At 71.1% G+C, this 24,225-nt stretch carries 25 protein-coding genes and 2 pseudogenes; 13 read left to right on the top strand and 14 right to left on the bottom strand.

All coding sequences use genetic code 11. From position 1 onward, the window contains the following. Positions 1-136 precede the first annotated feature (136 nt). Both AQJ84_RS32410 and AQJ84_RS32405 read left to right on the top strand, forming a co-directional pair. Positions 137-929, top strand: a pseudogene (locus AQJ84_RS32410) (SDR family NAD(P)-dependent oxidoreductase). A gap of 205 nt (positions 930-1,134) precedes the next feature. After that, on the top strand, positions 1,135-1,974 hold the full coding sequence (locus AQJ84_RS32405; protein WP_030042722.1) for a class I SAM-dependent methyltransferase: 840 nt from the start codon (positions 1,135-1,137) through the stop codon (positions 1,972-1,974). 3 nt (positions 1,975-1,977) lie between these two features. On the opposite strand, the gene AQJ84_RS32400 is transcribed toward AQJ84_RS32405, so the two are convergent. Next, complete coding sequence (locus tag AQJ84_RS32400) at positions 1,978-2,181, bottom strand: hypothetical protein (protein ID WP_030042721.1); 204 nt, start codon at positions 2,179-2,181, stop codon at positions 1,978-1,980. A gap of 40 nt (positions 2,182-2,221) precedes the next feature. Between AQJ84_RS32400 and AQJ84_RS32395 the strand changes: the two genes are divergently transcribed. Next, positions 2,222-2,431: a hypothetical protein gene (locus AQJ84_RS32395; RefSeq protein ID WP_053190381.1), complete on the top strand. Its 210-nt coding sequence runs from the start codon at positions 2,222-2,224 to the stop codon at positions 2,429-2,431. A gap of 109 nt (positions 2,432-2,540) precedes the next feature. After that, positions 2,541-2,876, top strand: a complete 336-nt coding sequence (locus AQJ84_RS32390; protein ID WP_053190408.1) for a hypothetical protein — start codon at positions 2,541-2,543, stop codon at positions 2,874-2,876. Between the two features lie 104 nt (positions 2,877-2,980). Here the strand turns inward: AQJ84_RS32390 and AQJ84_RS32385 are convergent, their stop codons facing one another. From AQJ84_RS32385 to AQJ84_RS32370, 4 genes are all read right to left on the bottom strand, one after another. Continuing rightward, the gene (locus AQJ84_RS32385) at positions 2,981-4,345 is read right to left on the bottom strand and encodes an FAD-dependent oxidoreductase (protein ID WP_053190380.1); all 1,365 of its coding nucleotides are present in this window, start codon (positions 4,343-4,345) and stop codon (positions 2,981-2,983) included. Positions 4,346-4,479: 134 nt separating this feature from the next. Next, positions 4,480-7,272 (bottom strand): SpoIIE family protein phosphatase/ATP-binding protein, encoded by a 2,793-nt coding sequence (locus AQJ84_RS32380; protein WP_167344870.1) that lies wholly within the window; start codon positions 7,270-7,272, stop codon positions 4,480-4,482. 194 nt (positions 7,273-7,466) lie between these two features. Further along, positions 7,467-10,004, bottom strand: coding sequence for a SpoIIE family protein phosphatase (locus AQJ84_RS32375; protein WP_053190379.1), 2,538 nt, complete (start codon positions 10,002-10,004; stop codon positions 7,467-7,469). Positions 10,005-10,123: 119 nt separating this feature from the next. After that, a complete protein-coding gene (locus AQJ84_RS32370; RefSeq protein WP_030042716.1) occupies positions 10,124-10,693 on the bottom strand; it encodes an AMIN-like domain-containing (lipo)protein in 570 nt (189 codons plus the stop codon). Positions 10,694-11,174: 481 nt separating this feature from the next. Here AQJ84_RS32370 and AQJ84_RS32365 point away from each other — a divergent pair, with 481 nt between their 5' ends. Further along, positions 11,175-11,702 carry a hypothetical protein gene (locus AQJ84_RS32365; protein WP_030042715.1) on the top strand — a complete coding sequence of 176 codons (528 nt, stop codon included), beginning with the start codon at positions 11,175-11,177 and terminating at the stop codon, positions 11,700-11,702. Between the two features lie 38 nt (positions 11,703-11,740). On the opposite strand, the gene AQJ84_RS32360 is transcribed toward AQJ84_RS32365, so the two are convergent. After that, positions 11,741-12,304, bottom strand: coding sequence for a hemerythrin domain-containing protein (locus AQJ84_RS32360; RefSeq protein ID WP_030042714.1), 564 nt, complete (start codon positions 12,302-12,304; stop codon positions 11,741-11,743). 207 nt (positions 12,305-12,511) lie between these two features. Between AQJ84_RS32360 and AQJ84_RS32355 the strand changes: the two genes are divergently transcribed. Continuing rightward, the gene (locus AQJ84_RS32355) at positions 12,512-13,696 is read left to right on the top strand and encodes an amidohydrolase (RefSeq protein ID WP_030042713.1); all 1,185 of its coding nucleotides are present in this window, start codon (positions 12,512-12,514) and stop codon (positions 13,694-13,696) included. 75 nt (positions 13,697-13,771) lie between these two features. On the opposite strand, the gene AQJ84_RS32350 is transcribed toward AQJ84_RS32355, so the two are convergent. From AQJ84_RS32350 to AQJ84_RS32340, 3 genes are read right to left on the bottom strand one after another with little or no spacing between them, the layout of a single operon-like run. Continuing rightward, positions 13,772-14,497 carry a metallophosphoesterase family protein gene (locus AQJ84_RS32350; RefSeq protein WP_053190378.1) on the bottom strand — a complete coding sequence of 242 codons (726 nt, stop codon included), beginning with the start codon at positions 14,495-14,497 and terminating at the stop codon, positions 13,772-13,774. Further along, the gene (locus AQJ84_RS32345; RefSeq protein ID WP_030042710.1) at positions 14,494-14,784 is read right to left on the bottom strand and encodes a BON domain-containing protein; all 291 of its coding nucleotides are present in this window, start codon (positions 14,782-14,784) and stop codon (positions 14,494-14,496) included. The genes AQJ84_RS32350 and AQJ84_RS32345 overlap by 4 nt, the downstream gene beginning before the upstream one ends. Continuing rightward, positions 14,781-15,473, bottom strand: coding sequence for a nucleotidyltransferase domain-containing protein (locus tag AQJ84_RS32340; protein WP_030042709.1), 693 nt, complete (start codon positions 15,471-15,473; stop codon positions 14,781-14,783). The genes AQJ84_RS32345 and AQJ84_RS32340 overlap by 4 nt, the downstream gene beginning before the upstream one ends. Positions 15,474-15,596: 123 nt before the next feature. Between AQJ84_RS32340 and AQJ84_RS32335 the strand changes: the two genes are divergently transcribed. Both AQJ84_RS32335 and AQJ84_RS32330 read left to right on the top strand, forming a co-directional pair. Beyond that, positions 15,597-15,908: a hypothetical protein gene (locus tag AQJ84_RS32335; protein ID WP_030042708.1), complete on the top strand. Its 312-nt coding sequence runs from the start codon at positions 15,597-15,599 to the stop codon at positions 15,906-15,908. A 52-nt stretch (positions 15,909-15,960) separates the two neighbouring features. Further along, on the top strand, positions 15,961-16,506 hold the full coding sequence (locus AQJ84_RS32330; protein ID WP_030042707.1) for a cysteine hydrolase family protein: 546 nt from the start codon (positions 15,961-15,963) through the stop codon (positions 16,504-16,506). A gap of 375 nt (positions 16,507-16,881) precedes the next feature. Here the strand turns inward: AQJ84_RS32330 and AQJ84_RS41580 are convergent. After that, positions 16,882-17,181, bottom strand: a pseudogene (locus AQJ84_RS41580) (transposase family protein); the annotation flags it as partial. A gap of 172 nt (positions 17,182-17,353) precedes the next feature. Between AQJ84_RS41580 and AQJ84_RS32325 the strand changes: the two are divergent. The 4 genes from AQJ84_RS32325 to AQJ84_RS43255 are packed head-to-tail and all read left to right on the top strand — an operon-like array spanning position 17,354 to position 18,542. Further along, on the top strand, positions 17,354-17,680 hold the full coding sequence (locus AQJ84_RS32325; protein WP_030042706.1) for a PadR family transcriptional regulator: 327 nt from the start codon (positions 17,354-17,356) through the stop codon (positions 17,678-17,680). Continuing rightward, a complete protein-coding gene (locus tag AQJ84_RS32320) occupies positions 17,677-18,033 on the top strand; it encodes a DUF1048 domain-containing protein (protein ID WP_030042705.1) in 357 nt (118 codons plus the stop codon). Before AQJ84_RS32325 ends, AQJ84_RS32320 begins: the two co-directional genes overlap by 4 nt. A 1-nt stretch (position 18,034) precedes the next feature. After that, entirely contained in the window at positions 18,035-18,361 is a 327-nt protein-coding gene (locus tag AQJ84_RS32315; RefSeq protein ID WP_030042704.1) for a DUF1048 domain-containing protein, read from the top strand. Between the two features lie 31 nt (positions 18,362-18,392). Next, entirely contained in the window at positions 18,393-18,542 is a 150-nt protein-coding gene (locus AQJ84_RS43255; protein ID WP_157874924.1) for a hypothetical protein, read from the top strand. A 102-nt stretch (positions 18,543-18,644) separates the two neighbouring features. On the opposite strand, the gene AQJ84_RS32310 is transcribed toward AQJ84_RS43255, so the two are convergent. Beyond that, complete coding sequence (locus tag AQJ84_RS32310; protein WP_225877346.1) at positions 18,645-20,327, bottom strand: cellulase family glycosylhydrolase; 1,683 nt, start codon at positions 20,325-20,327, stop codon at positions 18,645-18,647. 444 nt (positions 20,328-20,771) lie between these two features. On the opposite strand from AQJ84_RS32310, the gene AQJ84_RS32305 reads away from it, so the two are divergent. Then, positions 20,772-22,430: a catalase gene (locus AQJ84_RS32305; protein WP_030042702.1), complete on the top strand. Its 1,659-nt coding sequence runs from the start codon at positions 20,772-20,774 to the stop codon at positions 22,428-22,430. An 80-nt stretch (positions 22,431-22,510) separates the two neighbouring features. Here AQJ84_RS32305 and AQJ84_RS32300 read toward each other — a convergent pair whose 3' ends face one another. The 3 genes from AQJ84_RS32300 to AQJ84_RS32290 all read right to left on the bottom strand — a co-directional run bounded on the left by AQJ84_RS32300 (position 22,511) and on the right by AQJ84_RS32290 (position 24,170). Then, positions 22,511-22,924 (bottom strand): hypothetical protein, encoded by a 414-nt coding sequence (locus AQJ84_RS32300; RefSeq protein ID WP_051870109.1) that lies wholly within the window; start codon positions 22,922-22,924, stop codon positions 22,511-22,513. A 178-nt stretch (positions 22,925-23,102) separates the two neighbouring features. Continuing rightward, on the bottom strand, positions 23,103-23,636 hold the full coding sequence (locus tag AQJ84_RS32295) for a DoxX family protein (protein WP_030042700.1): 534 nt from the start codon (positions 23,634-23,636) through the stop codon (positions 23,103-23,105). Between the two features lie 57 nt (positions 23,637-23,693). Further along, positions 23,694-24,170, bottom strand: coding sequence for a hypothetical protein (locus tag AQJ84_RS32290; protein WP_225877345.1), 477 nt, complete (start codon positions 24,168-24,170; stop codon positions 23,694-23,696). Positions 24,171-24,225 lie beyond the last annotated feature (55 nt).

The following is a 24,225-nucleotide window of genomic DNA, read 5'->3' as shown; positions in this document are numbered from 1 at the left end:
AGTATCGCCGTTCGCCCCCGCCTGCGATCAAGTGGGGGGCGCGCGAGTCCGCCCGGCCTGCGCCGGCGTGCATCCTCCGCGATCGTGGGCAGGAGCACTGAGCGTGCCGACCCGACCGCACGACACGGAGTGACCCATGCACCTCGACCTCACCGGGCGCACCGCCCTGGTCACCGGCTCCTCCCAGGGCATCGGCGCGGCGATCGCCGCGGGTCTCGCCCGCGCCGGGGCCCGCGTCGGCGTCAACGGACGTGACGCCGACCGCCTGGAGAAGAGCGTCGACGAGCTGCGGTCGCAGGTGCCCGACGGCCGATTCGTGCCGGTCGCGGCGGACGTCGGCACCGAGGAGGGCGCGGCCCGCCGTCGAGGTGCTCCCAGAGGTGGACGTCCTGGTCAACAACCTCGGCGTCTTCGGGCCCAGGCCCGCGCTGGAGATCAGCGACGACGAATGGCGCCGCTACTTCGAGATCAACGTCCTGGCGGGTGTCCGCCTGACCCGCGCGTATCTCCCCCGGATGAGGGACCGCGGCTGGGGACGGATCCTCTACATCGCCAGTGACTCCGCCGTCGTCGTCCCGGCCGAGATGATCCACTACGGCATGTCGAAGACCGCGCTGCTCGCGGTGAGCCGCGGTTTCGCCAAGGAGGCCGCCGGCAGCGGCGTCACGGTCAACTCCGTGATCGCCGGGCCCACCCACACGGGGGGCGTCGAGGACTTCGTGTACGAGCTCGTCGACCGTGACCTGCCCTGGGACGAGGCCCAGCGGGTGTTCATGCGCGATCACCGCCCCCAGTCGTTGATCCAGCGACTCATCGAGCCCGAGGAGATCGCCAACCTCGTCGTCTACCTGAGCTCCGAGCAGGCCTCCGCCACGACCGGCGGGGCCGTGCGCGTGGACGGCGGGTACGTCGACTCGATCCTGCCGTAGGCGCGGCGGCGTTGCGGACACGGCAGGTGCGTGCCGCGCGCGGGGTGTGCGGGAACCACTCAGGATGACTACCCTTCACCCGTGCCCCCGGCGCGACCTGCCCGCGAGAATGACCCGTCGAGCAGGGCCCGCCCACCATCCGCATCGGGGCGAGCCCTGCTCGCCGTCCGTCGGCGGCCGTGCCTGCTCGTGGAGTGATGCCGAGATGCCTGAGGGATGGCAGTGGGACAGCACCCTGTTCCGGGGAAGCGCGGCCTACTACGAGCGTGGCCGACTGCCGTACGCTCCCGGTTTCGCCGAAACCCTGGCGAGGGCCCTCGGTCTTGACGGACGGGGCAGGCTCCTGGACGTCGGCTGCGGTCCGGGGATCGTGACGCTCGCGATGGCGCGGTTCTTCACCGAGGCGGTCGGCGTCGACCCGGACGAGGACATGCTGGCGGAGGCCGCGCGGCGGGCCGGGCGCGGTGGGGTGCCCCACGCACGGTGGGTGGCCGCCCGGGCCGAGGAACTACCGGCGGGGCTGGGTGAGTTCCGCGTCGTGGTGTTCGCCCAGTCCTTCCACTGGACCGACCGCGACCGTGTCGCGGCCACCGTGCTGGAGATGCTGGAGCCGGGCGGCGCCCTCGTCCACATGAGCGATCTCCAGGACCCGCCCCCTGAGACGACGCCGCTGCCGTCGCCCGCGCCCCCGTACGACCGGATCGGCGATCTGGTGCGCCGGTACCTGGGCCCGGTGCGCCGGGCGGGACAGGGGACGCTCGTCAACGGCACGCCGAACCGCGAGGACCTCGTCATCGCCCGGGCCGGGTTCGAGAGCTTCGAACGGCATGTGGTGCCGGCCGGGGGTGCCGTCGACCGCACCCCGGACGACATCGTCGCGTGGGTGTTCTCCCACTCCGGCTCCGCGCCCCATCTGTTCGGCGACAGACTGCACGACTTCGAGCGGGACCTGCGTGAGGTGTTGCGGCTCGCGTCACCCGAAGGCCGCTTCGCGGAGCGCCTTCCGGCGACCGAGATCATGACGTGGCGCAAGCCGGTGCGGTGACGCTCAGCCGCGGGTGAAGGTATCGAGGCCTTCCTGGTCGAAGGCCTCCACCGGCACTCTCGTCGCCTTCCCGTCCTCGACGTCTCGGAAGGTGACACCGGAGCGGCCGGTCCCGTTCTCGCCGACCGTCTCGAAGCGGAACGTGTCGCCGTCGTGGTGGGGGAGGCGGAACGTCCTGGGAACGGATCGCCGAAGGCCGCCGCGCATCCGGCACCGCCGCGGGACCGGGACTCGCGGGAGGCCTCGCATGACCACACTGCTCGAGACGCGCTACCGCGGCGTCCTGCGGCTGCTCCCCGCGTACTACCGCCGGGAGCGGGAGGAGGAGATGGTCGAGATCTACCTGTGGGACGTCGACCGCGACACCCAGGACCGGAGCCGTCCCACCCTCGGCGAGGTGGGCCTGCTGGTCGCGGCGCCGGCCGTGGTGGGCGGCCGCGACCTCGCCACCCGCTGAGAGGCGGCCGCGGACACCGCGCCCGGTGCGGCACGCGGGGGCGGCCCGAGCCTCTGAGGCTGCTCAAGTCGCTTGGCAGGCGCGGAACATGACGGCCACGATGATCCACATGACAGGAATCGCGGGACTGAACAAGAAGCACAACTTCGTGCTGCTCGTCCGGGAGACGGACGTGGTCGCGGAGGCCCTGCGGGAGGCGCTGGCCGACGCCTCGGCCGAGGAACGCCCGGGCCTGGAACGGGCCGTCGCGCTCGTCGAGTCCAGCGCCGCCACCAGCGAAACCCGGGTGCGTGCCCGCTGGGTCCGCTCCCGGCTGGCCGCCGTCGGCTTCACGGGAGACGTCGCCTCGGTCTCCGCGGTGAAGGCGCTGCGCGAGGCGGAGCCGAAGCTGAGCCTCCTGGCGGCGGTCCAACTCCAGAGGGAGGCCGTGGCCCACCCGGAGTGATGCCGAGGCGAGTGCACCGCGTCGAACTCGTACGGCTGACGACAAGGCAACGGCCTCGGCGGTCCCGGAGTGATCCGGGAACCGCCGAGGCCGTGGTCGTCGGACTACGCGCCGCTCGCCTTGAGCATGTCCTCACGCTCGACCAGCTTCACGCGCGCGCGGCCCTGCGGCTCGCCCAGCGCCTTCTCCGCGGCGTCCAGCTTGTACCAGCCCTCCCAGGTGGTGAAGCGGACGTCCCGCTCGGCGAGGAACGCGTCCACGGCCTCGGGCTCGGGCGAAGCGGGCGTCTGCAGACGGCCGCCCGCGAAGTCGTCGAGCAGGTTGGACACCGTCTCGTTCGCGTCGCCCTTGGTGTGGCCGATCAGGCCGACCGGGCCGCGCCGGATCCAGCCGGTGACGTACGTGGACTGCAGGGGCTCGCCGCTCTCCTGGAGGACCCGGCCGCCCGCGTCCGGCACCGTGCCCGAGTCGATGTCCCAGGGCAGCTTCGGCAGCTTGTCGGACAGGTAGCCGACCGCGCGGTAGACCGCGGTGACGTCCCAGTCCTTGAACTCGCCGGTGCCCTTGACGTTGCCGGTGCCGTCCAGCGCGGTGCGCTCGGTGCGCAGACCGACGACCTTGCCGTCCTCGCCGAGGATCTCCGTCGGCGACTCGAAGAAGTGCAGGAAGAGCTTGTGCGGACGGTCGCCGACGTCGCGGATCGCCCAGTTCTCCAGGGTCTTGGCGACCATGTCGGCCTGCTTGTTGCCGCGCCGGGTCTCGATCGAGCCCTTGTCGTAGTCGATGTCCTCGGGGTCGACGATGACCTCGATGTTGGGGGAGTGGTCCAGCTCCCGCAGCTCCATCGGGCTGAACTTCGCCTGCGCCGGGCCGCGGCGGCCGAACACGTGGACCTCCAGCGCCTTGTTGGCCTTCAGGCCGTCGTAGACGTTCGGCGGGATCTCCGTCGGCAGCAGCTCGTCCGCGGTCTTGGCGAGGATGCGCGCCACGTCCAGAGCGACGTTGCCGACGCCCAGGACGGCGACCTTCTCGGCCTCCAGCGGCCAGGTGCGCGGCACGTCCGGGTGGCCGTCGTACCAGGACACGAAGTCCGCCGCGCCGTAGGAGCCGTCGAGCTCGATGCCGGGGACGGACAGCTCGCGGTCGGCCGTCGCGCCGGTGGAGAAGATCACGGCGTCGTAGAACGCCCGCAGGTCGTCCAGGCTGATGTCGGACGGGTAGTCGACGTTGCCGAACAGCCGGATCTGCGGCTTGTCGAGCACCTGGTGGAGGGCCGTGATGATGCCCTTGATGCGGGGGTGGTCGGGGGCGACGCCGTAACGGATCAGGCCGAACGGGGCCGGCATCCGCTCGAAGAGGTCGATGGACACACCGGGCTCGGCGGCCACGTCGGACTTGAGCAGGGCGTCGGCGGCGTAGATCCCGGCGGGGCCGGCGCCGACGATTGCTACCCGCAGGGGGCGGGGCATGATCAGTTCCCTTCGAGCGATGACAGGCGTCTCGTCGGGAAGCCTAAACTGAGGCAAGCCTAAGTTGGTACGCGGGTCCACTCTATGAGCTCATAAGCGCACTTTATGAGCGGGCGTTCGCCCCGGCCGAGATGTCACGGCAGGGGCTGCTCGGCCCAGATCACCTTGCCCTCGGGCGTGTAGCGGGTGCCCCAGCGTTCGGAGAGCTGGGCGACCAGGAACAGGCCGCGCCCGCCCTCGTCGGTCATGGCCGCGTACCGCAGATGGGGTGAGGTGCTGCTGCTGTCGAAGACCTCGCAGATCAGGGTGCGGTCGTGCAGCACCCGGACATGGATGGGGTCGCCGCCGTAGCGGATCGCGTTGGTGACGAGCTCACTCAGGATCAGCTCGGTCGTGAACGTCAGCTCCTCCAGGTCCCATCGGGCGAGCTGACGGGTGACCGAGGCGCGCACCTCGCCGACGGCCGCCGGATCGCACGGCACCTGCCACTCGGCGACCCGGTGGCCGTCCAGGGCCCGGGTGCCCGCCACGATCAGGGCGATGTCGTCGCTGGCGCGGGTGGGCAGCCGGGAGTCGAGCACGATCCGGCAGGTGTCCTCGGGGGAAGGGCCGGCCTGCTCCAGGGTGCTGCGCAGCAGCTCCAGACCCACGTCGATGTCCCGGCTCCGGTCCTCCACGAGCCCGTCCGTGTAGAGCACGAGGCGGCTGCCCTCGGCCAGTTCGAGGTCGGCCGTCTCGAAGGGCAGGCCCCCCAGGCCGAGCGGGGGCCCGGCCGGCACCTCCGGGAACTCCACGGTGCCGTCGGGGTGGATCAGGGCGGGCGGCGGGTGGCCGGCCCGGGCGATCGTGCACAGCCGGGAGACGGGATCGTAGATGGCGTACAGACAGGTCGCGCCCGTCACCGGGGCGGTCTCGCCCTCCGCGGTCTCGTCCTGGTCGATACGCCCCACCAACTCGTCGAGCAGTGCGAGGAGTTCGTCGGGCGGGAGGTCGAGGGCGGAGAAGTTGTGCACCGCCGTCCGCAGGCGTCCCATGGTGGCCGCGGCGTGCAGTCCGTGTCCGACGACGTCACCCACCACCAGCGCGACCCGGGCGCCGGACAGCGGCAGTACGTCGAACCAGTCGCCGCCGACGCCCTCCTGGGCGGGCAGATACCGGTAGGCGATCTCCAGGGCGTCCTGCTCGGGCAGGGTGCGCGGCAGCAGACTGCGCTGCAGCGTCACCGCCATGTTGTGCTCCCGCGTGTAACGGCGCGCGTTGTCGATGGAGACCGCGGCCCGGGCGACCAGCTCCTCGGCGAGAGCCACCTCGTCCGAGTCGAACGGCTCGGGCTTCTCGGACCGCCAGAAGTTGACCACCCCGAGCAGCAGATTGCCCGCGCGCAGCGGCACCGCGATCAGCGAGTGGATGCCGTACGCCACCACCTGTGCCGAGCGCTCCAGGTCCTGCGCCTGCCAGCCGGCGGCCTCGCCCAGCCGTGGCTCCACGACGGCCTGCCCCGCGGCCAGACCGCGCGCCTGCGGGGCGGAGTCGACCAGCCGGATCCGCTGGCCGACCGGATACAGCGGGGCGTCCTTGCGGATCCCGGTCAGGGCCGTACGGCGCAGCGAGGCCGTCGTCTCCGGCTGGCCGCCGCTCAGTACGGCGTCGAACAGGTCCACGGTCACGAAGTCCGCGAACCGGGGCACGGCCAGCTCCGCCAGTTCCTCGGCGGTACGGGTCACGTCCAGACTCGTGCCGATGGCCACGCCGGCGTCGTACAGCATGTTCAGGCGCTCCCGCGCCGCCTCGGCCCGGCCGGACAGCGCGCGCAGCTCCGTGGAGTCGCGCAGTGTGGCGACCGCACCGGGCGGGCCGCCCTGGCTGTCGGTGGGCCGCTGGTTGATCACCAGCAGCCGGTCCTTCACCAGGTGCACCTCGTCGGTGGCGACCCGACCGGTGGCCAGCAGACCGGCGGTGTCGGGGGCGAGACCGAGGTCGAGCACGTGCCGTCCCTCGGCGTCGGCCGGCAGGTCCAGCAGCCGGCGCGCCTCGTCGTTGGCGAGTACCAGCGTGCCCTCGCCGCCGGCGATGAGCACGCCCTCCCGTACGGAGTGCAGAACGGCGTCGTGGTGTTCGTACATCCGGGTCATCTCGTGCGGGCCCAGGCCGTGCGTCTGGCGCAGCAGCCGACGGCTCACCAGTGCCGTGCCCCCGGTGGCCAGGGCGAGTGCGGCCGCGGCGGTGCCCAGCAGCAGCGGCAGCTGCTGGTCGGCGGCGCCGCCCACGCTCTCGGTCGTGATGCCGGCCGACACCAGACCGACGACCGAGCCGTCGTCGGCCTTGATGGGCACCACGGCCTGCACCAGCGGGCCGATCGTCCCGGTGATCTCCTCGATCACGGTCTTCCCGGCCAGCGCGGGGGCGATCGTCCCGACGAACTTCTTGCCGATGCGGTCCTCTTTGGGATGGCTGTAGCGCACGCCGTCGGTGTTCATGACGACGATGAAGTCCACCTTCGTCGCCTTGCGGGCCGCCTCCGCGCGCGGCTGGAGCACCGCCGACGGGTCGGGGGCGCCCAGTGCCTCCCGGGTGCCCGGCGCGTTGGCGAAGGCCTCGGCGACGGCGACCGAACGGTTGCGGGCCTCCTTCGTGCTGTCGTGCCGCACCTGGAGCACGAGGGCCACCACGGCGGCGACGACCAGCAGCAGCACGATCACCACCTGCAGGACGAACACCTGTCCCGCGACGCTGCGCCCGCCGAGCGCCGCCCGCGACCCCGACCGGCCCGCGCCGCGCGGCCGCTGAGCGAGCGACCGCCCCGGCCGCGGCCGGGGCGTCGGCTGTCCGTCGGGCGCCCCCGGAGCGCGGTCGGGCGCATACGAAGGGCGCGGACCGCTGGGACGACGGGTCGACCGGGCCCCGGATCGACCCAAGAGCCGGACCATGTGCCCATGTCTACACTGCCGGGCCGCAGGAGGCGAGAGGCGTCACGGGGTGTGACGATCCGGGCTTCGGCTGCCAAGGGGCGCGCGGGCGGTGGATGGTGGCCGCCGGGCGGTCGGTGTGCGGGGCCGTGCCGTTGGGGCGGGCGGGGGTGGGGGACGGGCGCGGTGGGGGCGCCGGTGAACCGTCCTGGCGTTCACGTCAGGGGCGGGAGGCGGGTGGCCAGGAGGAGCGCGATGTCGTCGGGGCGGTCCACCTCGTGGCGTGCTGTCGCGGTGAGCCGGTCGGCGATGACGGTCAGCGCGCGGGAGCCCGGGCGGGCGGCGGGAGAGCCCGCCCGGGCCAGGGCCACGCGCAGGGCGCTGATGCCGTCGTCGATGTCGCCGCCGGGCCGCTCGACCAGTCCGTCCGTGTAGAGCGCGAGGACGGCGCCCGGTTCGATCCGCAGCTCGGTCACCGGATAGCGGACGCGCGGGGCCACGCCGAGCACCACGCCGCCGGGCAGGTCCAGGACCTGGGTACGGCCGTCCGGGCTGCGCAGCAGCGGCGGCGGGTGCCCGGCGCGGGCCGCACGTGCCACCCCGGTGGCGGGGTCGAGCCGGATATAGCAGCAGCTCGCGAACAGCCCGGGGTCGAGGTCGATGAGGAGGTGGTTGATGCCGCTCATGACCTCCTCGGGCGGCCGGTCGCCCAGCGCGAACGCCCGTACGGCGCTGCGCAGTTGTCCCATGGTCGCCGCCGCCTGCACCCCGTGCCCCTGCACGTCCCCGATCACCAGGGCGAGGCCGTCGCCGGACTCCACGACGTCGTACCAGTCACCGCCCACGTCCATGCCCTGGGTGCCGGGCAGATAGCGCCCGGCGGTCTCCACCCGCGGATGCGCCGCCAGCCGCTGGGGGAGGAGGGCCTGCTGCAGCCCGCGGGCGAGCGCGGCCTCGGTCTCGTAGCGCTGGGCCTTCTCCATGGCGTGGGCGATGAGCCCGGCCAGCGCGGTGAGTACCGCGCGCTCCTCGCTGCTGAAGCTGCGCGGCCGGTCGAAGCCGAGGATGCAGGAGCCGACCGGGCGGCCGGAGGCGATCAGCGGCAGGAAGGCGCGGGCGCCCTCCTCGGCGTCCAGCTGGATGCCGGGGTAGGCGGTGGCCAGTTGCTGCATGGAGTCGAAGAAGAGCGGCCGGCCGGTGGTGAGCGTCTCCACGCCCGGCAGCCGCGTGTCCAGCCCGACCCCGTCGAACGGGGTGAGGAACCCGGTGGGAAAGCCGTTCTCCCAGGCCAGGTACAGATGCCGTTCCTGGAGCAGGTAGATGGCGAGCCGGCGGCCGCCGAACGCCGGCAGCAGCTCCCGCATCACCACGGCGGACACCTGGCGGGCGGTGACCGCCTCCGTGAGCGCGATCGCGAGGACGATCGGGCGGTACTCGGGTGCCGGCGGGGTGAGGCCGTCGGCGGTCGTGTGGTCGGCGGGGGCGGCGTCCGTCACCCGGCTCGCCGGGCGGACCGTGCAGGTCAGCCTGTCCGGTCCCGGATACGCGGAGAGGGCGATCCAGCCGCCCTCGGAGGGCTGGGACGCGGGCCCGGAACCGTCCGTGTCGGGCCGCTCGACGTGGAAGTGCACCGGGTCCGGTGACAGCAGCGCCCCGCGCAGATGGTCCTCGACGTCGGGCCGGCCCAGCCACGGCACGGCGTCCCACAGCGACCGGCCGAGCAGTTCGGCCCGCGGCCGGCGCAGGAGCTGGGCGGCGCGCGGGTTGGCGTAGACGATCAGGCCCTCCCGGTCGAGGCAGAACACCCCGTCCGGGAGAAGGTCGGCCGCCGCGTCGGCGGTCGCGCCGAGCCCCGGATCGAGGACGATGCCCCGCACGGGGCCCGCGTCGGCCGGTACGCCGGTCGTGGCGGGGCCGCCGGGGCTGTTCCAGCCGGCGTCCTCGGACGGACTCCACAGGTCCATCAGCCGTAGCTCGCCGTCCACCGCCCGGAGGTACACGGGCAGCGGCGGCGGTCTGCCGGTGGCGGTCTCCCGCAGCGCGACCAGGATGCGGTTCGCCTCGTACGGGGCCACGGCGTCCGCGAACGCCTCCACGCTCCCGTCGAACTCCGTCGGTGGCACGCCCATCAGGGCGTGCAGACCCTCGTCCCCGGTCACCAGGCCCGTCTTCGGAGTCCACACGAAGCGTCCGAGGCGCGCGAGCGGCGGACGGGCGGCCGGCGGGCGGACGCACAGGGGCTCGTGGTCCCACAGCGGCGGGCCGCCCCCCTCGTCGTCCAGGTCCCGCAGGGCCGCGCCCAGCTCCTGGGCCAGCCGGGCCAGCCGGTCGCGCTCGGAGACCACCTCGGCGGCGTCCGGGACGGCCGGGCGGAGCACGGTGAGGACGCCGTACGTGTCGGAACCGGCCACGACCGGCGCGTACAGGGAGCCGAACTGGAACGGCAGACCGGCGGCGAACTGGGGGTAGCGGCGCATCGTCTCCGTGGCGTTCGGCAGGACGACCTGGACGCCGAGCCGACAGGCGTCCGCGACGGGAAAGGGACTGTCCACGTGCAGGCGCCACCAGGGGCGGAACAGCGGGCCGGGCAGACCGGCGAGTACGGCCAGGCGGAGCAGTCCGGGCGTGCGGGATCGCAGATAGACCCCGGCCGCGTAGCCACCGGCTCTGCTGACGGCCTCCGTCGAGGCGTCGGTCAGCAGCGCCGACAGCCGCCCGGGCCTCGGGTGTGCGTCCTGGGCGCTCCCAGTCATCGGCCCTACCTCGTCCGTGCGCCGTCACGCGGGCGACACAGCAAGAATGCGCCACGACTGGCCCGGACCGCACCTGGGCGGAGGGAGAAACCCTGTGCTTCCTGTTCGGGCGAGCGGTGTCAGCGGGCGCCGGTCCAGTTGTGCGCGACGTCCACCACCACCCGGTCGGTGAGCGTGAGGACCCGGAACGGCAGCCGGGCACGGACACCCAGTCCGACCTGCGTCTCACCTTCGAAGCTGCCCGCGAACCGGGTGTCCCTGAAGGTGCGGTAGCCGGAGATGTCCACGCCTGGCAGGGGGCGGGCCACCTTCCCCGGGTACGTCGCCTTGCCGGTCTCCGGGTCGTAGGCGGGTGCGGCCACCCGAATCTCGAGGACGGCGCCGCCGGCGACGGGGACGAGACGGCCGGATCCGTCCTGATGGAGGCGGTCGACGTACCGCACCCAGTAGCCGAGGCCGGTGCCACCGCCGGGGACCTCGATGACCATCCGGTCGTAACAGGCGTGGCTTCCGGTCCGGATGTTCTTGAGGGACGCCGTCGTGCTGGTGGTCCGGGTCTCCGGGGCGCTGCCCCAGCCGGTGGGACAGGCCGTGGCCGCCACCGGGGCGGCGTCGGCAGGGATCGCGGTGACGGTCAGCGCGGCGCCCATGAGGACCGCCGCCGCCCATGCTGTTCTGCTTCGTCTCATGATGTCCCCCAGCGGTGGATGTGGCTGATATCTGGTGAGACATCTGCCTGGCTGAAATGGTTGCACCTTTTCCCGCGGGAATGTGGTAACGGTTCCGCTTCTCAAAACATTCGAAATACTCCACGAATGTTTTGCTCTCCTGCGGTCACTTTGCGTCCTCGGTGGGCTTTCCCGGTCAACTGCAGCTCCCTTTGCCGGGTCCGTTGAAGCCGTCAATTGCCGCTCGTATGGTCTGCGACGCCATTCCGGAATCAAACCGAAACTTCAGGAAGATCACGAACGGCAACACCGCGGGCCCGGGACTGGGAGGCTGCACGGCGTCCTGACCGCCGACCACCCCGAACCGACTCAGCCCGGACCTCCCGGCCGGTGTGGCCGAAGCCACGTCGGCGGGGAGGCCCGGGCCATGTCGTGCGGCACGAGCCGCGGGCTACCGTTTCGAACAGTCCCCTGACACCTCACAGCAACGGGCGGCCCGGCAGTGCAAGCAGATCTCTCACCGCTCATCGCGGCGACCGCCCAGTGGCTGACCTGCGCCTACCCGTCGGGCGGCGGCGCGCTGGCCTCCGCCCTGTGTGAGGTGCAGGCCCGCCAGGCCGTGACGGTCGCCGCCTGGCTCAGGTATCCGACCCGGATGGACGCCGCGCTGGTCGGCATGGCCGGGCCCGGCGGTTCGGGGCGGCTCGACTGGATCACGGGCGCGGACGGCGCCGACGCCCGGGACGCGGACGAGCACGCCTGGCGCTCCTGGGTCGACGAGGTCGTGGCGAGCTGGGCGGCCTGTCTGCTCACCGACGCCGAACTGGCCGGCCGGGCGGTGGCCGCGCTCGCCGGGAACAGTCACACCGGCGGTACACCGGCCGGGTTCCGTCGTCTGCTGACCCCCGACGAGGCGGACCGCCGTGCGGCGGCCCTGCTCCGGCACCCCGACCTGACGGCCCCCGTGGCCGAACTCCACCACTCCCAGCTCATGGACCGTCTGCAGCCGGGACAGGCGCTCATCGCCTGAGGCGCCGTCCGCCAACCGCCCCCGGCTGGGAGGGCGGGTCAGTCCTGCTTGCCCCGGCCGGTCAGGGCGTCCCGCAGCCGGTCGATCAGCCCGGCGCCCGGCGCCAGCAGCTTGTTCATGGGAGGCGTGTCCGGCGCGGACGGGTGCGGCCTGGTCGGCGCCGTCTTCTTGGCCGTACGGACCTTGTCACCGAGTTCGTCGAGCGTCTTTGCCGAACACGCCACGCGCAGCTGCGGGAAGAGGGTCTCCTCCTCGTCGGCGATGTGGGCGCGGACCTCGCGCATCAGCAGCTCGACGAGCCGGTCGAACTCGGGGTCGTCCGCCTCGCAGCTCTCCAGGACCTTCATGATCCGCTCGGCCTCGGCGTGGTCCTCGATCTCCCGGTCCGCCATGGTGTTCCCGTTGACCAGGTGCTCCCGTACGGCCGGGTAGAGGTACTCCTCCTCGGCCACCGAGTGCCGTATCAGCTCCATGACGGCCTGGTCGGCGTGCACCTTGCGGTCCTTGTGACCCGACGGCAGGGCCTCGATCCTGCCGAAGAACTCCTCGACCTCCCGGTGGTCGGCCACCAGTTCGTCGACGACGTCTCCTCCGTGTCCCATGATCTCCACCTCCAGCCAGGGGCGACGGCTCCAGGGTGGACCCGCCAGCGCCACGAGTGCCCCGGGAGAGGCGCCCTACGCGCGGTCACCGTCCTGTCGCGGCAGCGTGGCGCGAGTCCTCGGCACCCCGCGATCAGGAGGGTTCGACGGGCACGATCGTTGGAACCCGCCCCTGGACACAGGCGTACGACGCCCCGGGAGGCCGACGTGACCGACGCTCTGGACGAGGTGCTCACCCGAGTGCGCGGGGCGGTGGCCGCCAGGGCGGAGCGGCTGTGGGACGTCGCCCTGACCCTGCACACCGAGCCCGAGTACGCCTTCGAGGAGCACCGGGCGGCGGCCCTGCTCTGCGGCGAACTCGCCTGGGAGGGCTTCACCGTCGAGCGGGGCGTCGCAGGGCTCCCCACCGCCTTCGTGGCCCGCTCCGGCGCGCGCCGACGGCCCGCGGTGGCTCTGCTCCTGGAGTACGACGCCCTCCCCGGCCTCGGACACGCCTGCGGCCACAACCTCATCGCCGCCGCCGGACTGGGCGCCGCCCTCGCCGTCCGGTCCGTCCTGCCCGCGGACGCGGGAAGCGTGTGGGCCGTGGGCACGCCCGCCGAGGAGGGCGGCGGCGGCAAGGTCACCGAGGTCGAGGCCGGGCTGTTCGACGACGTCGACGCCGCGCTGATGTTCCATCCCGGCGTGTACAGCTGGCGGTGGGCGCCGCTGACCGCGCAGGCCCAGTACCGGGTCGGCTTCCACGGACGCGCCGCGCACCCGACCGGCAACCCCACCGAGGGCGTCGACGCCCTCGCGGCCCTGATCCAGCTGTTCAACACCCTCGCCGTGGTCGGCCGACGACTGCCCGAGGGCTCGCACGTCCAGGGCATCGTCACCGACGGCGGCCGGGCGACGAACATCGTCCCCGAGTACGCGGAGGGCCTCTTCGGCCTGCGCGCCGCGACCACCTCCGCACTGGAGGACCTGGCGGGCGAACTGCTGACCTGCGCACAGGGCGTGGCCCGGGCGACCGGAACGACGGTCACCGTCGAACGCGCCACACCGCGCTACGAGCACTCCCGGGACAGCGCGGTGCTGTCCGAACGGTTCGCGGGCCACCTGGCCCGCACGGGCATCGGGATCACGCCCCCGCAACCGGGTGTCTACCTGGGCTCCTCCGACATCGGCAACGTCAGCGGTCGGGTCCCCGCCATCCATCCCTTCGTGGCGATCATGGATCCGGAGGGCTCCGACCACACCGCCGAGTTCGCCGAGGCGGCGGCGTCCGAGCGGGGCCGACGGGCGATGGTGGCGGCGGCGGAGGCGCTGGCGTGCACGGCGGCCGAGGTGTTGCTGCGCCCGGACGTACGGGACCGGGCGTGGCAGGATCACACGTCGGCCACGCTGTGACCGTCCGCCGGTGGGCGGACGCCGCCCGGGTGCCGGTCGGCGTCCGGCCGGCACCCGTGGCCGGAGCCGGCCGCCTCAGCCGGCGTGCAGCTGGTACACGTTGAAGGCCCGCCGGATGACCGGCTGGGCCACGTTCCGCACCCGCACGCCGCCCGCCGTCATCCCGTGCTCGGTGCCCATGTGGGCGTGGCCGTGCACGGAGAGATCGGCGCCGGCGGTGTCGATCGCCTCCGCCAGCAGGTAGCTGCCGAGGAACGGGAAGATCTCCGGTGGCTCACCCGCGAGCGTGTCGGCGACGGGGGAGAAGTGGGTGAGGGCGACCCGCACCTCACAGCCCTCCTCGTCCAGTTCCCGCAGCGCGCTGTGCAGGGAGTCCGCGCTGCGCCGCGTGTAGCGCACGAACTCCTTCATCAGCGGCTCGCCGAACTCGCCCGCGCTGCGTCCGACGAACCCGCCGCCGAAGCCTTTCGTGCCGGCGATGCCGACGCGGGTGTCGCCGCACCGCACGACGGTCTGCTCGCCCTCCAGGACCGTCACGCCCGCCTCCTGGAGGATGGCGGTGACCTTCTCGGGCTGCTCGTCGTGGTGGTCGTGGTTGCCGAGGACCGCGACGACCGGGACCGGCAGCCCCCGTACCTCCTGGGCCACCACCCGGGCCTCCTCCGGGGTGCCGTGCCGGGTCAGGTCGCCGGCCAGCAGCAGCAGGTCGGCGCACTCGGGCAGGGTGTCGAAGGCGGGCCGCAGCAGGCCCTGGCTGTCCAGGCCCATGTGGATGTCACCCACGGCGGCGACACGGATCATGGCAGGTCCTCCGCATGGTCGGGGGAGGCGGTCTCGGCCACCACGACGTCGGTGTGCACGGCGAGCCCGTCCAGTTCCTCGCGCACCGTCCGCAGCAGGGTCTCCCGGCACTGGGCGGAGGGCACCGTGCCCGTCACCACGACGGATCCGGCCCGCATCTCGGCCCGTACGCCCAGCTCACCGAGTTCCTCCGCGGCGAGCCGGTCGCGCAGGTGGGCCACGCGGTACTCGACGTTCTCCGTGCTCCGGCCGGTTTCGCGCTCGGGTCCCGTGCCCGGTCCGCTCATGACCGTCCCTCCTTCGGCCTCGGGGGAATGACCTCGAGCCGTTCCAGGAAGTAGAAGAACGCGTCCGGCATCGGATCGTCGCCGCAGGCGCGACGCACCGACTCCCAGTCGACCCGCTCCCGCAGTGTGCGGGCGATCGGCAGGACCGCCCCGAAGTCGCAGTGGTGCTCGGAGAAGGCGGCCAGCAGACTGTGCACCAGGTCGGTCGGCGACAGCACCGGCATGAACACCGAGTCGACCGACAGTTCCTGCGCCCGCTCCAGCAGCTCCGAGGTGACGGGCTGGTGCGCGAGCTCGAAGATCAGGTCGACCTGCTGGCCCAGACAGCTGGCCTTCAGCAGCCAGTCCTCCGGTGGCGCGTGTACCGGCAGCCCGGCCTCGCGCAGGGTCTCGGCCACGGCCTTCGCGTCTTCAGGACGGAAGCAGAAGTCCACGTCGTGCTGGAGGTTCTGGGTGCCTCCGTGCGCGTACACGGCGACGCTGCCCGCGAGGGCGAACGCGTGCCCCTTCCGCTTCAGGATCGAGCCGACCTGCTTGGCGGCCTGCAGGATCGCCTGATTGCGGTCCAGGGGCAGGTCCTCCCCGAGCACACCCTTCGGCTGGAGGAGTTCGGAATCTCCCGTCGCCAGACGCAGCTCCGCCACGCCGGCGGGCTGATCGAAGGTGTTGTCGTCCGCGTGCGGCGTCATCGCTGCCCCCTTGTGTGCGGTTCGCCGGGGCACCCGGGTACCCGGCGCGTCGTCATCGACACGAACGCCGTCAGGGACCGCCGCGGCATCGTTCACCGGCCCGTTTCCGGGCACTCGGCTCGTATGACCGGCAAGGACGAGCAGCGTCACGCCTCGTACGAGGACCGCCGCGTCGTCGAGCGGCTCGTACCGGCGTGGCTGGAGGAGACCGAGCGGCACGACGGTGCCGCGGCCCGCGAGGCCCGTAGCGGCTGGGGACGGGTTTCCCTGTCGGACCGGTCCGCCCAGGACCTGGCCCACTGGGTCACGGCAAGGGTCACCGACACAGCCTTCAACGAGGACGAGGGGCCGTATGTCGAGGGCTCCGTCCGCATCACCCCGGCGGACAAGGAAGCCGTCCACCGCTGGCTGACGGCGCAGGGCCACCGGATCTGAGGCACGGCTTCCGTTCCGTGCGGCATGCGTCGAAGGCTGCGAACCTGTGACCATGGGCAAGACCGCACTGATCGTCATCGACATGATCAACACCTATGACCACGACGACGCCGAACTGCTGTTGCCGTCGGTGCGAACCGTCGTACCGAACATCGCGGGGCTACTCGACCGTGCGAGGAAGAACGACGTGCCCGTCGTGTACGTCAACGACAACTTCGGCGAGTGGCGTTCGCACCACGGAGAGGTCCTCGACCGAGCCCTCGCGGGGCCCCATGCCGACCTCGTGGAGCCGCTCAAGCCGGACGACACGTCCCTGTTCGTCCTCAAGGCACGCCACTCGGTCTTCTTCGAGACCCCGCTGAGCTATCTGCTCGGACAGCTGGACATCGACCGTCTGGTGCTGTGCGGCCAGGTCACGGAGCAGTGCGTCCTCTACTCGGCCCTGGACGCCCACATCCGTCACCTCGAGGTGACCGTCCCCCGGGACGCGGTCGCCCCCATCCACGAGGACCTCGCGGACGCGGCGCTGCGCATGATGGAGCGCAACATGAACGCACACCTGTGCGACAGCCGCGAACTGTGGCAGGCAGCCCGGTAGTGGGAGCTCGGTAGTGGGAGACCGGTAGTGGGAGACCGGTAGTGGGAGACCGGTAGTGGGAGACCGGTAGCGGGAGACCGGTAGCGGGCACGCCGCCTGGACCCCGGACCAGGTGCCCGAGTGCCGGCAATCGCGAACCAAAGCTCGCACGTGACCCGGTAGTCGTCGAGGAGGTCCAGCAGCCCGAAGGCCAACCACACATGGTCGGCTGCATCCAGGTCTTCGGCGAACACATCACCAGCCCAGGAGTGCGCCACCTGGTTGGCGGTGAGCAACGCATCCGGCTTCTGGTGCCTCACCCACCCGTCGCGCACCTGGCTGACGCCCTGACCAGCCAGCCAACGCCGCGCTGCCTCCTCGGCTCGCATCTCCACTCCGGATAGTCGAGCACCGCAGTTTGCGCGGCAGCCGCCAGGACTTGAGGGTGGCGACGGCCCGTTCGGCGAGGGCGCGGATCTTCGCGTGGGACCGGTTCACCGCCTTCTGGCCGGTGGAGAGGGTCTCCCACCGGCCTCGGTACGGGGTGCGGATCGTGCCGCTGGCGCCCCGGTAGGCCTTGTCCGCCCAGCACGGGATGCCGACGCCGGCGAGGGTGTCGAGGATGCCGTGTTCGCGGGCCGCGCGGATGTCGTGGACGGCGCCGGACAGGGCAGGTGAGGCCGACAGCAGTCGGCCCCGTCAGCTCAACCGATGACCGGGGTGCAGCGTTCGACGGAACCCGGTCCTTCGCCGGACGAGTCGGCCGGGATTGCGTCCAACAGAGACGTCGCCGTTCCACTACTCGGTGATACCGTATAGCGGTACCTGGTACCACATAGTACTGGCAGGGGGTTGAGGAGCACCCGCGATGGACGACCTGACGGAGATGTTGAAGGGCACGCTCGAAGGGTGCGTGCTCGAAATCATCGGCAGCGAGGAAACCTACGGGTACGCCATCACTCGCCGGCTGAACGAGCTCGGCTTCGCCGACGTCATCGAGGGGACGGTGTACACGATTTTGCTGCGGCTGGAGAGGAACGGGCTCGTCCAGGTGACGAAACGTCCATCCGGGGTCGGTCCGCCGCGCAAGTTCTACGCGCTGAACGACGCCGGCCGCGAGGAACTCGCAAAGTTCTGGGCGAAATGGCAGTACCTCTCATCACGCATCGACATGCTCAAGGAGGGCGGGAGATGAACTTCTGGGAGAAGGCCACGGGCAGCGATCTCACCAGGGATTGGAAGGCGTTCGGAGCCCGGGCCGAGGCCCTTCCGGACGACTACCGGGACGCGTGGTGCCAGATCGTCGCCCACCTCTTCCCTTACGGGGACTTCACCGGCCGCAACCTGACACCGATCCTCGACTCCGCCCTGGGGCTGCTCGAAATGTCGGCAGCGGACGGGCAGATCGTCCACGAGGTGCTCGGTGACGACATCCGGGGCTTCTGCACGGCGCTGGCCGGCGGAGCAGGGGCCCGGACTCATCGCGACCGGTGGCGCGAGCAGTTGAACAGGAACGTCGCAAGGAAATTGAGCCGACTGGGAGGCTGACGTGAGCATCCAAGACATCATCGAAGGCAAGAAACAGTGGCGGGCCCACGTTGCCCGGGTCAAGGCACTCCCGCCGGACTACCAGATCGTCTACAAGGAGATGCAGAAGTACCTGTTCAAGGTCGGACCGGTCAGCCTGTCCGACGGGCCCCTCCTGCCTGGAATCGTCGACTTCTTCGAGGAGGGCGTCGCCGCGGGCAAGGGAGTTTTGGAACTCATCGGCACCGACGTCGCCGCGTTCTGCGACGACCTGATCAAGGACTGTCCCACCTACGCCGATGCCTACCAGGCATCCATCAGCGGGGAACCCGGCGGGGCCAGGAAGTGACAGCCGCCGGGCCGTTTCGCGACGTTAGCCGGTGACCACCTCGGGCACCGCAGGCGGAAAGACCGTCTACACATACGACAACCGCGACCGCGTGATCGACCTCACCTACAGCTACAAGAACACCGCGGGCAAGGACACCACCAAAGCGGCGTCGACACCCAACTGCGGACCGCGGTCTTAGTCACCTCCTAGCCTTCCTCGGCCTCGCCGCCGCCCTGACCTGCTACGAGAAACGTGCCGAACTCACCACCTGAGATATCGCCTCATTCCTGATGGACCCGTTTCAGGCAGAGGTGCCCGTGACCGCGGTGCCGGACCTGGTCAGCGTGTACGTCAAGATCGCCCCGCTCCAGAAGTGGAAGGTGAGGGTCACGGTGGTGTTGTCGGTGACACTGTCGAAGAACGCGGTCGGCAAGGTGATCGTGCCTGCGGTGTAGTCCGGCGTGAAGGCCACATTGAACTGCTTGTACGTCGTCCAGGACTGCGGACCGGCGGCGGTGCCGTCGGCATAGACGGCTTCCATGGTCGCCAACTTGTCGCCGTTGAACGCGGTGGGTATCACCAGCGAGGCTGTCGTACCCATCGCACCTGTCAGCACCGGCTTGTCATAGGTGATGACGTTGACGGCCCAAGGAATTCCTTCCGTGAACCGGAGGGACAGGACGGCATTCGTGCCGTACTCCTGCGACGCGGTCAGCCGGCTGAGCGTCGCCGCTGCGACCGTCAGCGTGTTGCCGCTGACGGTGTAGTCCACGCCCCGGATCAGGGGGCGGGTGCCGACATCGATCCTCAGCAGCCTGGTGCCGTTGAGGTTCAGCGTGATCGTCGCGTCCGTCGGGGTCCTGCCCTTGGGCACGAAGAGCTGATCGGTGGACGCGGTGCCGGAGCGCCCGGTCCAGCTGGAACGTATCTGCGCATAGAGGCTCGGGTCGTTCCATTGCAGGGTGCGGCGGTTGAAGCGACTGCCGTTGTCCCACAGCATCGTGGTCAAGCCCCGGTAGCGCGCGTAGTAGCCGAGATACTCGAGGTACTTGAGCGTCTCGCCCTGTTCGACCGTGCCGGGGCCGGAGTCCCAGCCGAGCAGCCCGTACTCACCGACGACGACCGGGATCCCCTTGGCCACGAAGGCCCTGTGCAGCAGGTCGAAGGTGTCGGTCAGGTCCTGCTGGGTGGCCGCGTTGAAGGTCGTGTAGCCGGCGAGGTTCACGCTGAAGGGCCAGAAGCTGTAGTAGTGGATCGAGGCCACGAGGTTGGGGTCGTCGAGCGCGGAGAAGGTGGCGAGCAGGGTGTCGATCTTGGGCTGATCCGGGGTGTCCCCGAGGGTCGGCATGACGAGCAGGCGGTCGGCATTGCCTCCGCCGGTCGCGCGCACGACGGAGTGGAATGTCGTGTTGAGCTCGTTCATCAGAACGGCGTTCTGCTGATCGCCGGAGCTGCCGGTGAAGAAGGGCTCGTTGATGCTCTCGAAAAGCAGTCGGCGCGGCTCGTCCCGGAAGGTGGCCGCGATCTGCTGCCAGGTGGCCGTGTACTGGGCCAGGACCGCGTCATGCTGGGTCGGCATGTTCGGTACCCACTGCCACGCGTCGCCGTGCATGTTGATCAGAACGTAAAAACCATCGGCCAAGGCCCAGTCGACCACCTGCTTGATCCTGGCCAGGAACACCGGGTCGAGGGTATAGGTCGGCGCCGGGCCCTCGTGCTGGCCCCAGGTCACCGGGATCCGGATGCTTTTGAAGCCCTGCGCCTTCAGCCTGCGGAAAAACGCCTGGGTCACCCGCGGGTTGCCCCACGCGGTCTCGTCGGCGCCGATCGCCTCGAAGCTGTTGCCCAGATTCCAGCCGGGCTGCATGTTTGCGACTACGTCCAGCGCGGACGCCGATGCGGCGGAACCAGTGGACCGGGCGGCGGCCTGAGCGGCCGTCGGGATGGACAACGCCGTGACGGCGAGGGCCGCGGAGGTTGTCATGACCTGGCGGCGAGTGAATCCGGTTGAACTCGGCATAGAACTCTCCATTGAGTCGAAGTCCGTCCCCCATGCCGAAGGCGTCATCGTCGAAGCGCTTCGACACGTTGCGGGAGCCTAGCGCAACCTGACGACGGAGAGAATGGGCTAATCCGCATGGAACCTCAATCGAGTTCGAAAGGCTGTGCGTCGAAGCGCTTCTCCTAATCGCTCGAGGACGGTGCGGGTCGGCGTGGCGGCGGTGTCCGTCAGGCGTCACCGCCGTTCACGCGCTCGTGGAGCTCGATCAGCGTGCTGATGGGCTCGGGCTCACAGGGCCCCCGGTCGGTGTGACTGACGCGCCGGGCCGGGTACTCGGGCGGTCGCACGGCCGTGACCGACCCGTGCCGACTGCCACGCGGCCGGATCTCGCGTCACGGCAGCCACGAGTCGAAGGAGCCCACGAACATGACGGACGTGTCGAGCATGGGGCCCGCTCCGGACGACGACCGGAAGGTGCTCACCAACCGACAGGGCCACCCGGTCTACGACAACCAGAACCAGCGCACGGTCGGCGCCCGCGGACCCGCGACCCTGGAGAACTACCAGTTCCTGGAGAAGATCAGCCACTTCGATCGGGAGCGGATCCCGGAGCGGGTCGTCCACGCCCGGGGTGTGACCGCGTACGGCCACTTCGAGGCGTACGGAACCTGGGGTGACGAGCCGATCAGTCGCTTCACCCGGGCGAAGCTCTTCCAGGAGCGGGGCAAACGCACCGACCTGGCCGTCCGCTTCTCCACCGTGATCGGCGGCCGTGACTCCTCCGAGGCGGCCCGTGACCCGCGCGGCTTCGCGGTGAAGTTCTACACGGAGGACGGAAACTGGGACCTGGTCGGCAACAACCTGGGCGTGTTCTTCATCCGGGACGCGATCAAGTTCCCGGACGTCATCCACGCCCTCAAGCCCGACCCGGTGACCTTCGAGCAGCAGCCCCGGCGCATCTTCGACTTCATGTCGCAGACGCCCGAGTCCATGCACATGCTGGTCAACCTGTTCAGCCCGCGCGGCATCCCGGCGGACTACCGCCACATGCAGGGCTTCGGCGTCAACACCTACAAGTGGGTCAACGAGGAGGGCCGGACCGTACTGGTCAAGTACCACTGGATGCCCAAGCTGGGCGTGCGCAGCATGACCGAGGAGGACGCCGCGAACGTGCAGGCGCAGGGCCTCGGCCACGCCACCAAGGACCTGTACGAGGCGGTGGCGCGCGGCGACCACCCGGAGTGGGAACTCCTCGTCCAGATGATGGACGACCACGACCATCCGGAGCTCGACTTCGATCCGCTGGACGACACCAAGACCTGGCCCGAGCAGGACTTCCCGCCCAGGCCGGTCGGGAAGATGGTGCTCGACCGGATGCCGGAGAACTTCTTCGCGGAGAACGAGCAGATCTCCTTCGGTACCGGCGTCCTCGTCGACGGCCTGGACTTCTCCGACGACAAGATGCTCATCGGGCGCACGTTCTCCTACAGCGACACTCAGCGCTACCGCGTCGGCCCCAACTACCTCCAAGTGCCCGTGAACCAGGCGAAGCAGGCGGAGGTGCGCACCAACCAGCGCGACGGCCTGATGACGTATCACGTCGACGGCGGGGGCGAGGCGGCCGACGTGAACTACGAGCCCTCGATCAGGGGCGGGCTGCGCGAGGGCCGGTACCCCGCGCACGACGAGCAGGGCCCGGAGATCCGGGGGCGGCTCACCCGCAAGCGCATCCCGCGCACCAACGACTACCAGCAGGCGGGCCAGCGCTACCTGCTGCTGGAGGAGTGGGAACGCGACGACCTGGTCAAGAACTTCAGCGACCTGCTCGCCGAGTGCGACCGGGCGGTGCAGGAGCGCATGGTCTGGCACTTCCTGCTGGTCGAGAACGACCTCGGTCTGCGGGTCGGTGACGCCTTGGGCATCAGCCCCGACGACGTCTCGCACCTGGAGCCGCTGGCCTCCCAGGACCTGACCGACGAGGACCGCGAACGGCTGGCCAACCTCGGCAAGAACCCCCCGCGTGACGTCGAGGGCCTCACCATGACCCACTGCGTCCCCGACGAGCGGCACGTCGTGACCCGGTGACCGGCAGGGTGCCGGGCGCGGTCGTCAGGACGACCCGCCCGGCACCGCTCGGCCACGGAACCGCCTCACAGCGCCGCCGGTCACCCGGCGAGTTCCCCGGTCCCCTCGGCCTGCCCGGCCGCTCCGGCCTTCCCGGCCTGGCCGAGGTGCCCGACCCCTTCGACCCCGGATTCGAGTCCGGACTCGACCCCGGAACGGACCGTCACGGCGTAGGCGTCGGTGTCCAGATCCCGGTGCCCGCCCCGCAGTTCGTACCGTGTACGCAGCACGGCGGCCGCCTGCTCCGGCGCCACCGAGGTGAGGCCGAAGTGCTGGCGGGCGTACTCCAGCACGTCCTGGACGCTCACCCGCCCGCGCAGCAGCCGCCGCTCACCGCCCATCTCGTGACCGGCGGCCTCCAGACGGGCCGCGAGCGCCTTGCGTTGCGCGGTGATGGCGATGTCCGCCGCCACGCCCAACTGCGCGCGCCGGTGACGTGCGCGCCGCGCGGCCATCTCCCGTGACGAACGGCCGCGCCAATGCGCCAGACGCCTCATCCCAACCCCCTGACGGATCGGCGCCGCCCGGGAGGTCCCGGGCGGCGCGTGCGAAAAAACGTGTCCCGTCCGACTACCCGAAGACTCGGCATCCAGACGGCCGATCCAGCGGCGGCACGAGCCGACCGCGGGACGGTCAGGCGGGCAGCTTGGCGCGCAGCCGGCCGGCCGCCCGCGCGGGGCCGGCGGTCGCCCGTACCGAACGGCCCACGAGGCGGGTCTCGCGCCGCAGGTCATGGGCCGTGTGACGGCCCCGCCGCCACCAGGCGGCGTGCCCGGCGGTGTCGTCCGCCGCGATGAGCAGCCCACCGAGCATGGAGAGGTTCTTCAGGAACTGGATGCGCTGCTGGGCGCGCTCCGAGGGGTCCTCGGCCTCCCAGAAGCGGTGCGCGGCCAGCGTCGTCGGCACGAGGGTGCCGGCGATGGCCAGGGCGGCGACCCGCGGGACCCGCCCCATGCCGAGCAGGACGCCCGCCGCCACCTGCACGGCTCCGCTGAGACGTACGACCTGCTCGGTACGGTCCGGCAGTGCCGCGACGCGTTCGGTGACCGGCTGGACCACGGGCTCGGCCGTGGGGGCCACCGCCTCGGGATCCTTGAGTGAATTCAGGCCGCCGGCGACGAACATGGAGGCGAGCAGCGGGCGGCCGGTCAGACGCAGAAGACTCATGAGTGCTCCCAGGGATGTGGATGCGTGCCGTGCTCCGAGTGCCCGACGCGACCGGGCTCATTCGACGGCCCGCGGGGCGGGTGCCTCCCGCGGGGCCAGAGCCTCCCGCATCCGGTGCAGGCGACGGATCTGGACCCTGCCGTAACCGAAGATCCACGCCAGGAAGGCCAGGGAGAACACGGCCAGGCCCGCACTCGCGCGGGGACCCGACGTCAGTGCGGTGAGAACGACGATGCCGCCGGACATCACCCCCAGGAAGGCGAGCGCGGCCCGTCGGTGCCGGGTGCGGTGCAGCCGCTGCTCGACCAGCGCACGCATCGCCTCCCGCTCCTCGGGAGCCTCCGGTACGTCGCCCTCGCGCAGCCTGGTGTCCAGGGACACGACGTCGCCGGACGAACCTCCGGTCGCGCGCTTCTCCCGGGAGCGCACCACGATCAGGACGACCAACGCGCCCAGCGACGTGACCGCCGTGCGCGCCACCACCGACAGTGCCGAGTCGCCAGGGAAGAGCACCATGATGACCGCGGCGGCCACCAGGACCGACAGGACGTACTGCAGCCATAAGTGTCTGGCGAGAAAGGAGCCGCGA

Source organism: Streptomyces resistomycificus (assembly GCF_001514265.1).
GTDB classification, from domain to species: Bacteria; Actinomycetota; Actinomycetes; order Streptomycetales; family Streptomycetaceae; genus Streptomyces; species Streptomyces resistomycificus.
This window is presented reverse-complemented; position numbering and strand designations above follow the sequence as displayed.

Excerpts from the sequence above, each read along its gene's own strand:
- AQJ84_RS32335 (WP_030042708.1), top strand. The coding sequence starts at position 15,597 with ATGACCGGCAAGGACGAGCAGCGTCACGCCTCGTACGAGGACCGCCGC.
- AQJ84_RS32370 (WP_030042716.1), bottom strand. The coding sequence starts at position 10,693 with ATGAGACGAAGCAGAACAGCATGGGCGGCGGCGGTCCTCATGGGCGCC.
- AQJ84_RS32330 (WP_030042707.1), top strand. The coding sequence starts at position 15,961 with ATGGGCAAGACCGCACTGATCGTCATCGACATGATCAACACCTATGAC.
- AQJ84_RS32300 (WP_051870109.1), bottom strand. The coding sequence starts at position 22,924 with ATGGCCGCGCGGCGCGCACGTCACCGGCGCGCGCAGTTGGGCGTGGCG.
- AQJ84_RS32405 (WP_030042722.1), top strand. The coding sequence starts at position 1,135 with ATGCCTGAGGGATGGCAGTGGGACAGCACCCTGTTCCGGGGAAGCGCG.
- AQJ84_RS32345 (WP_030042710.1), bottom strand. The coding sequence starts at position 14,784 with ATGAGCGGACCGGGCACGGGACCCGAGCGCGAAACCGGCCGGAGCACG.
- AQJ84_RS32395 (WP_053190381.1), top strand. The coding sequence starts at position 2,222 with ATGACCACACTGCTCGAGACGCGCTACCGCGGCGTCCTGCGGCTGCTC.
- AQJ84_RS32325 (WP_030042706.1), top strand. The coding sequence starts at position 17,354 with ATGGACGACCTGACGGAGATGTTGAAGGGCACGCTCGAAGGGTGCGTG.
- AQJ84_RS32340 (WP_030042709.1), bottom strand. The coding sequence starts at position 15,473 with ATGACGCCGCACGCGGACGACAACACCTTCGATCAGCCCGCCGGCGTG.
- AQJ84_RS32305 (WP_030042702.1), top strand. The coding sequence starts at position 20,772 with ATGACGGACGTGTCGAGCATGGGGCCCGCTCCGGACGACGACCGGAAG.
- AQJ84_RS32320 (WP_030042705.1), top strand. The coding sequence starts at position 17,677 with ATGAACTTCTGGGAGAAGGCCACGGGCAGCGATCTCACCAGGGATTGG.
- AQJ84_RS32375 (WP_053190379.1), bottom strand. The coding sequence starts at position 10,004 with ATGACTGGGAGCGCCCAGGACGCACACCCGAGGCCCGGGCGGCTGTCG.
- AQJ84_RS32380 (WP_167344870.1), bottom strand. The coding sequence starts at position 7,272 with ATGGTCCGGCTCTTGGGTCGATCCGGGGCCCGGTCGACCCGTCGTCCC.
- AQJ84_RS32385 (WP_053190380.1), bottom strand. The coding sequence starts at position 4,345 with ATGCCCCGCCCCCTGCGGGTAGCAATCGTCGGCGCCGGCCCCGCCGGG.
- AQJ84_RS32350 (WP_053190378.1), bottom strand. The coding sequence starts at position 14,497 with ATGATCCGTGTCGCCGCCGTGGGTGACATCCACATGGGCCTGGACAGC.
- AQJ84_RS32360 (WP_030042714.1), bottom strand. The coding sequence starts at position 12,304 with ATGGGACACGGAGGAGACGTCGTCGACGAACTGGTGGCCGACCACCGG.
- AQJ84_RS32295 (WP_030042700.1), bottom strand. The coding sequence starts at position 23,636 with ATGAGTCTTCTGCGTCTGACCGGCCGCCCGCTGCTCGCCTCCATGTTC.
- AQJ84_RS32310 (WP_225877346.1), bottom strand. The coding sequence starts at position 20,327 with ATGACAACCTCCGCGGCCCTCGCCGTCACGGCGTTGTCCATCCCGACG.
- AQJ84_RS32400 (WP_030042721.1), bottom strand. The coding sequence starts at position 2,181 with ATGCGCGGCGGCCTTCGGCGATCCGTTCCCAGGACGTTCCGCCTCCCC.
- AQJ84_RS32390 (WP_053190408.1), top strand. The coding sequence starts at position 2,541 with ATGACAGGAATCGCGGGACTGAACAAGAAGCACAACTTCGTGCTGCTC.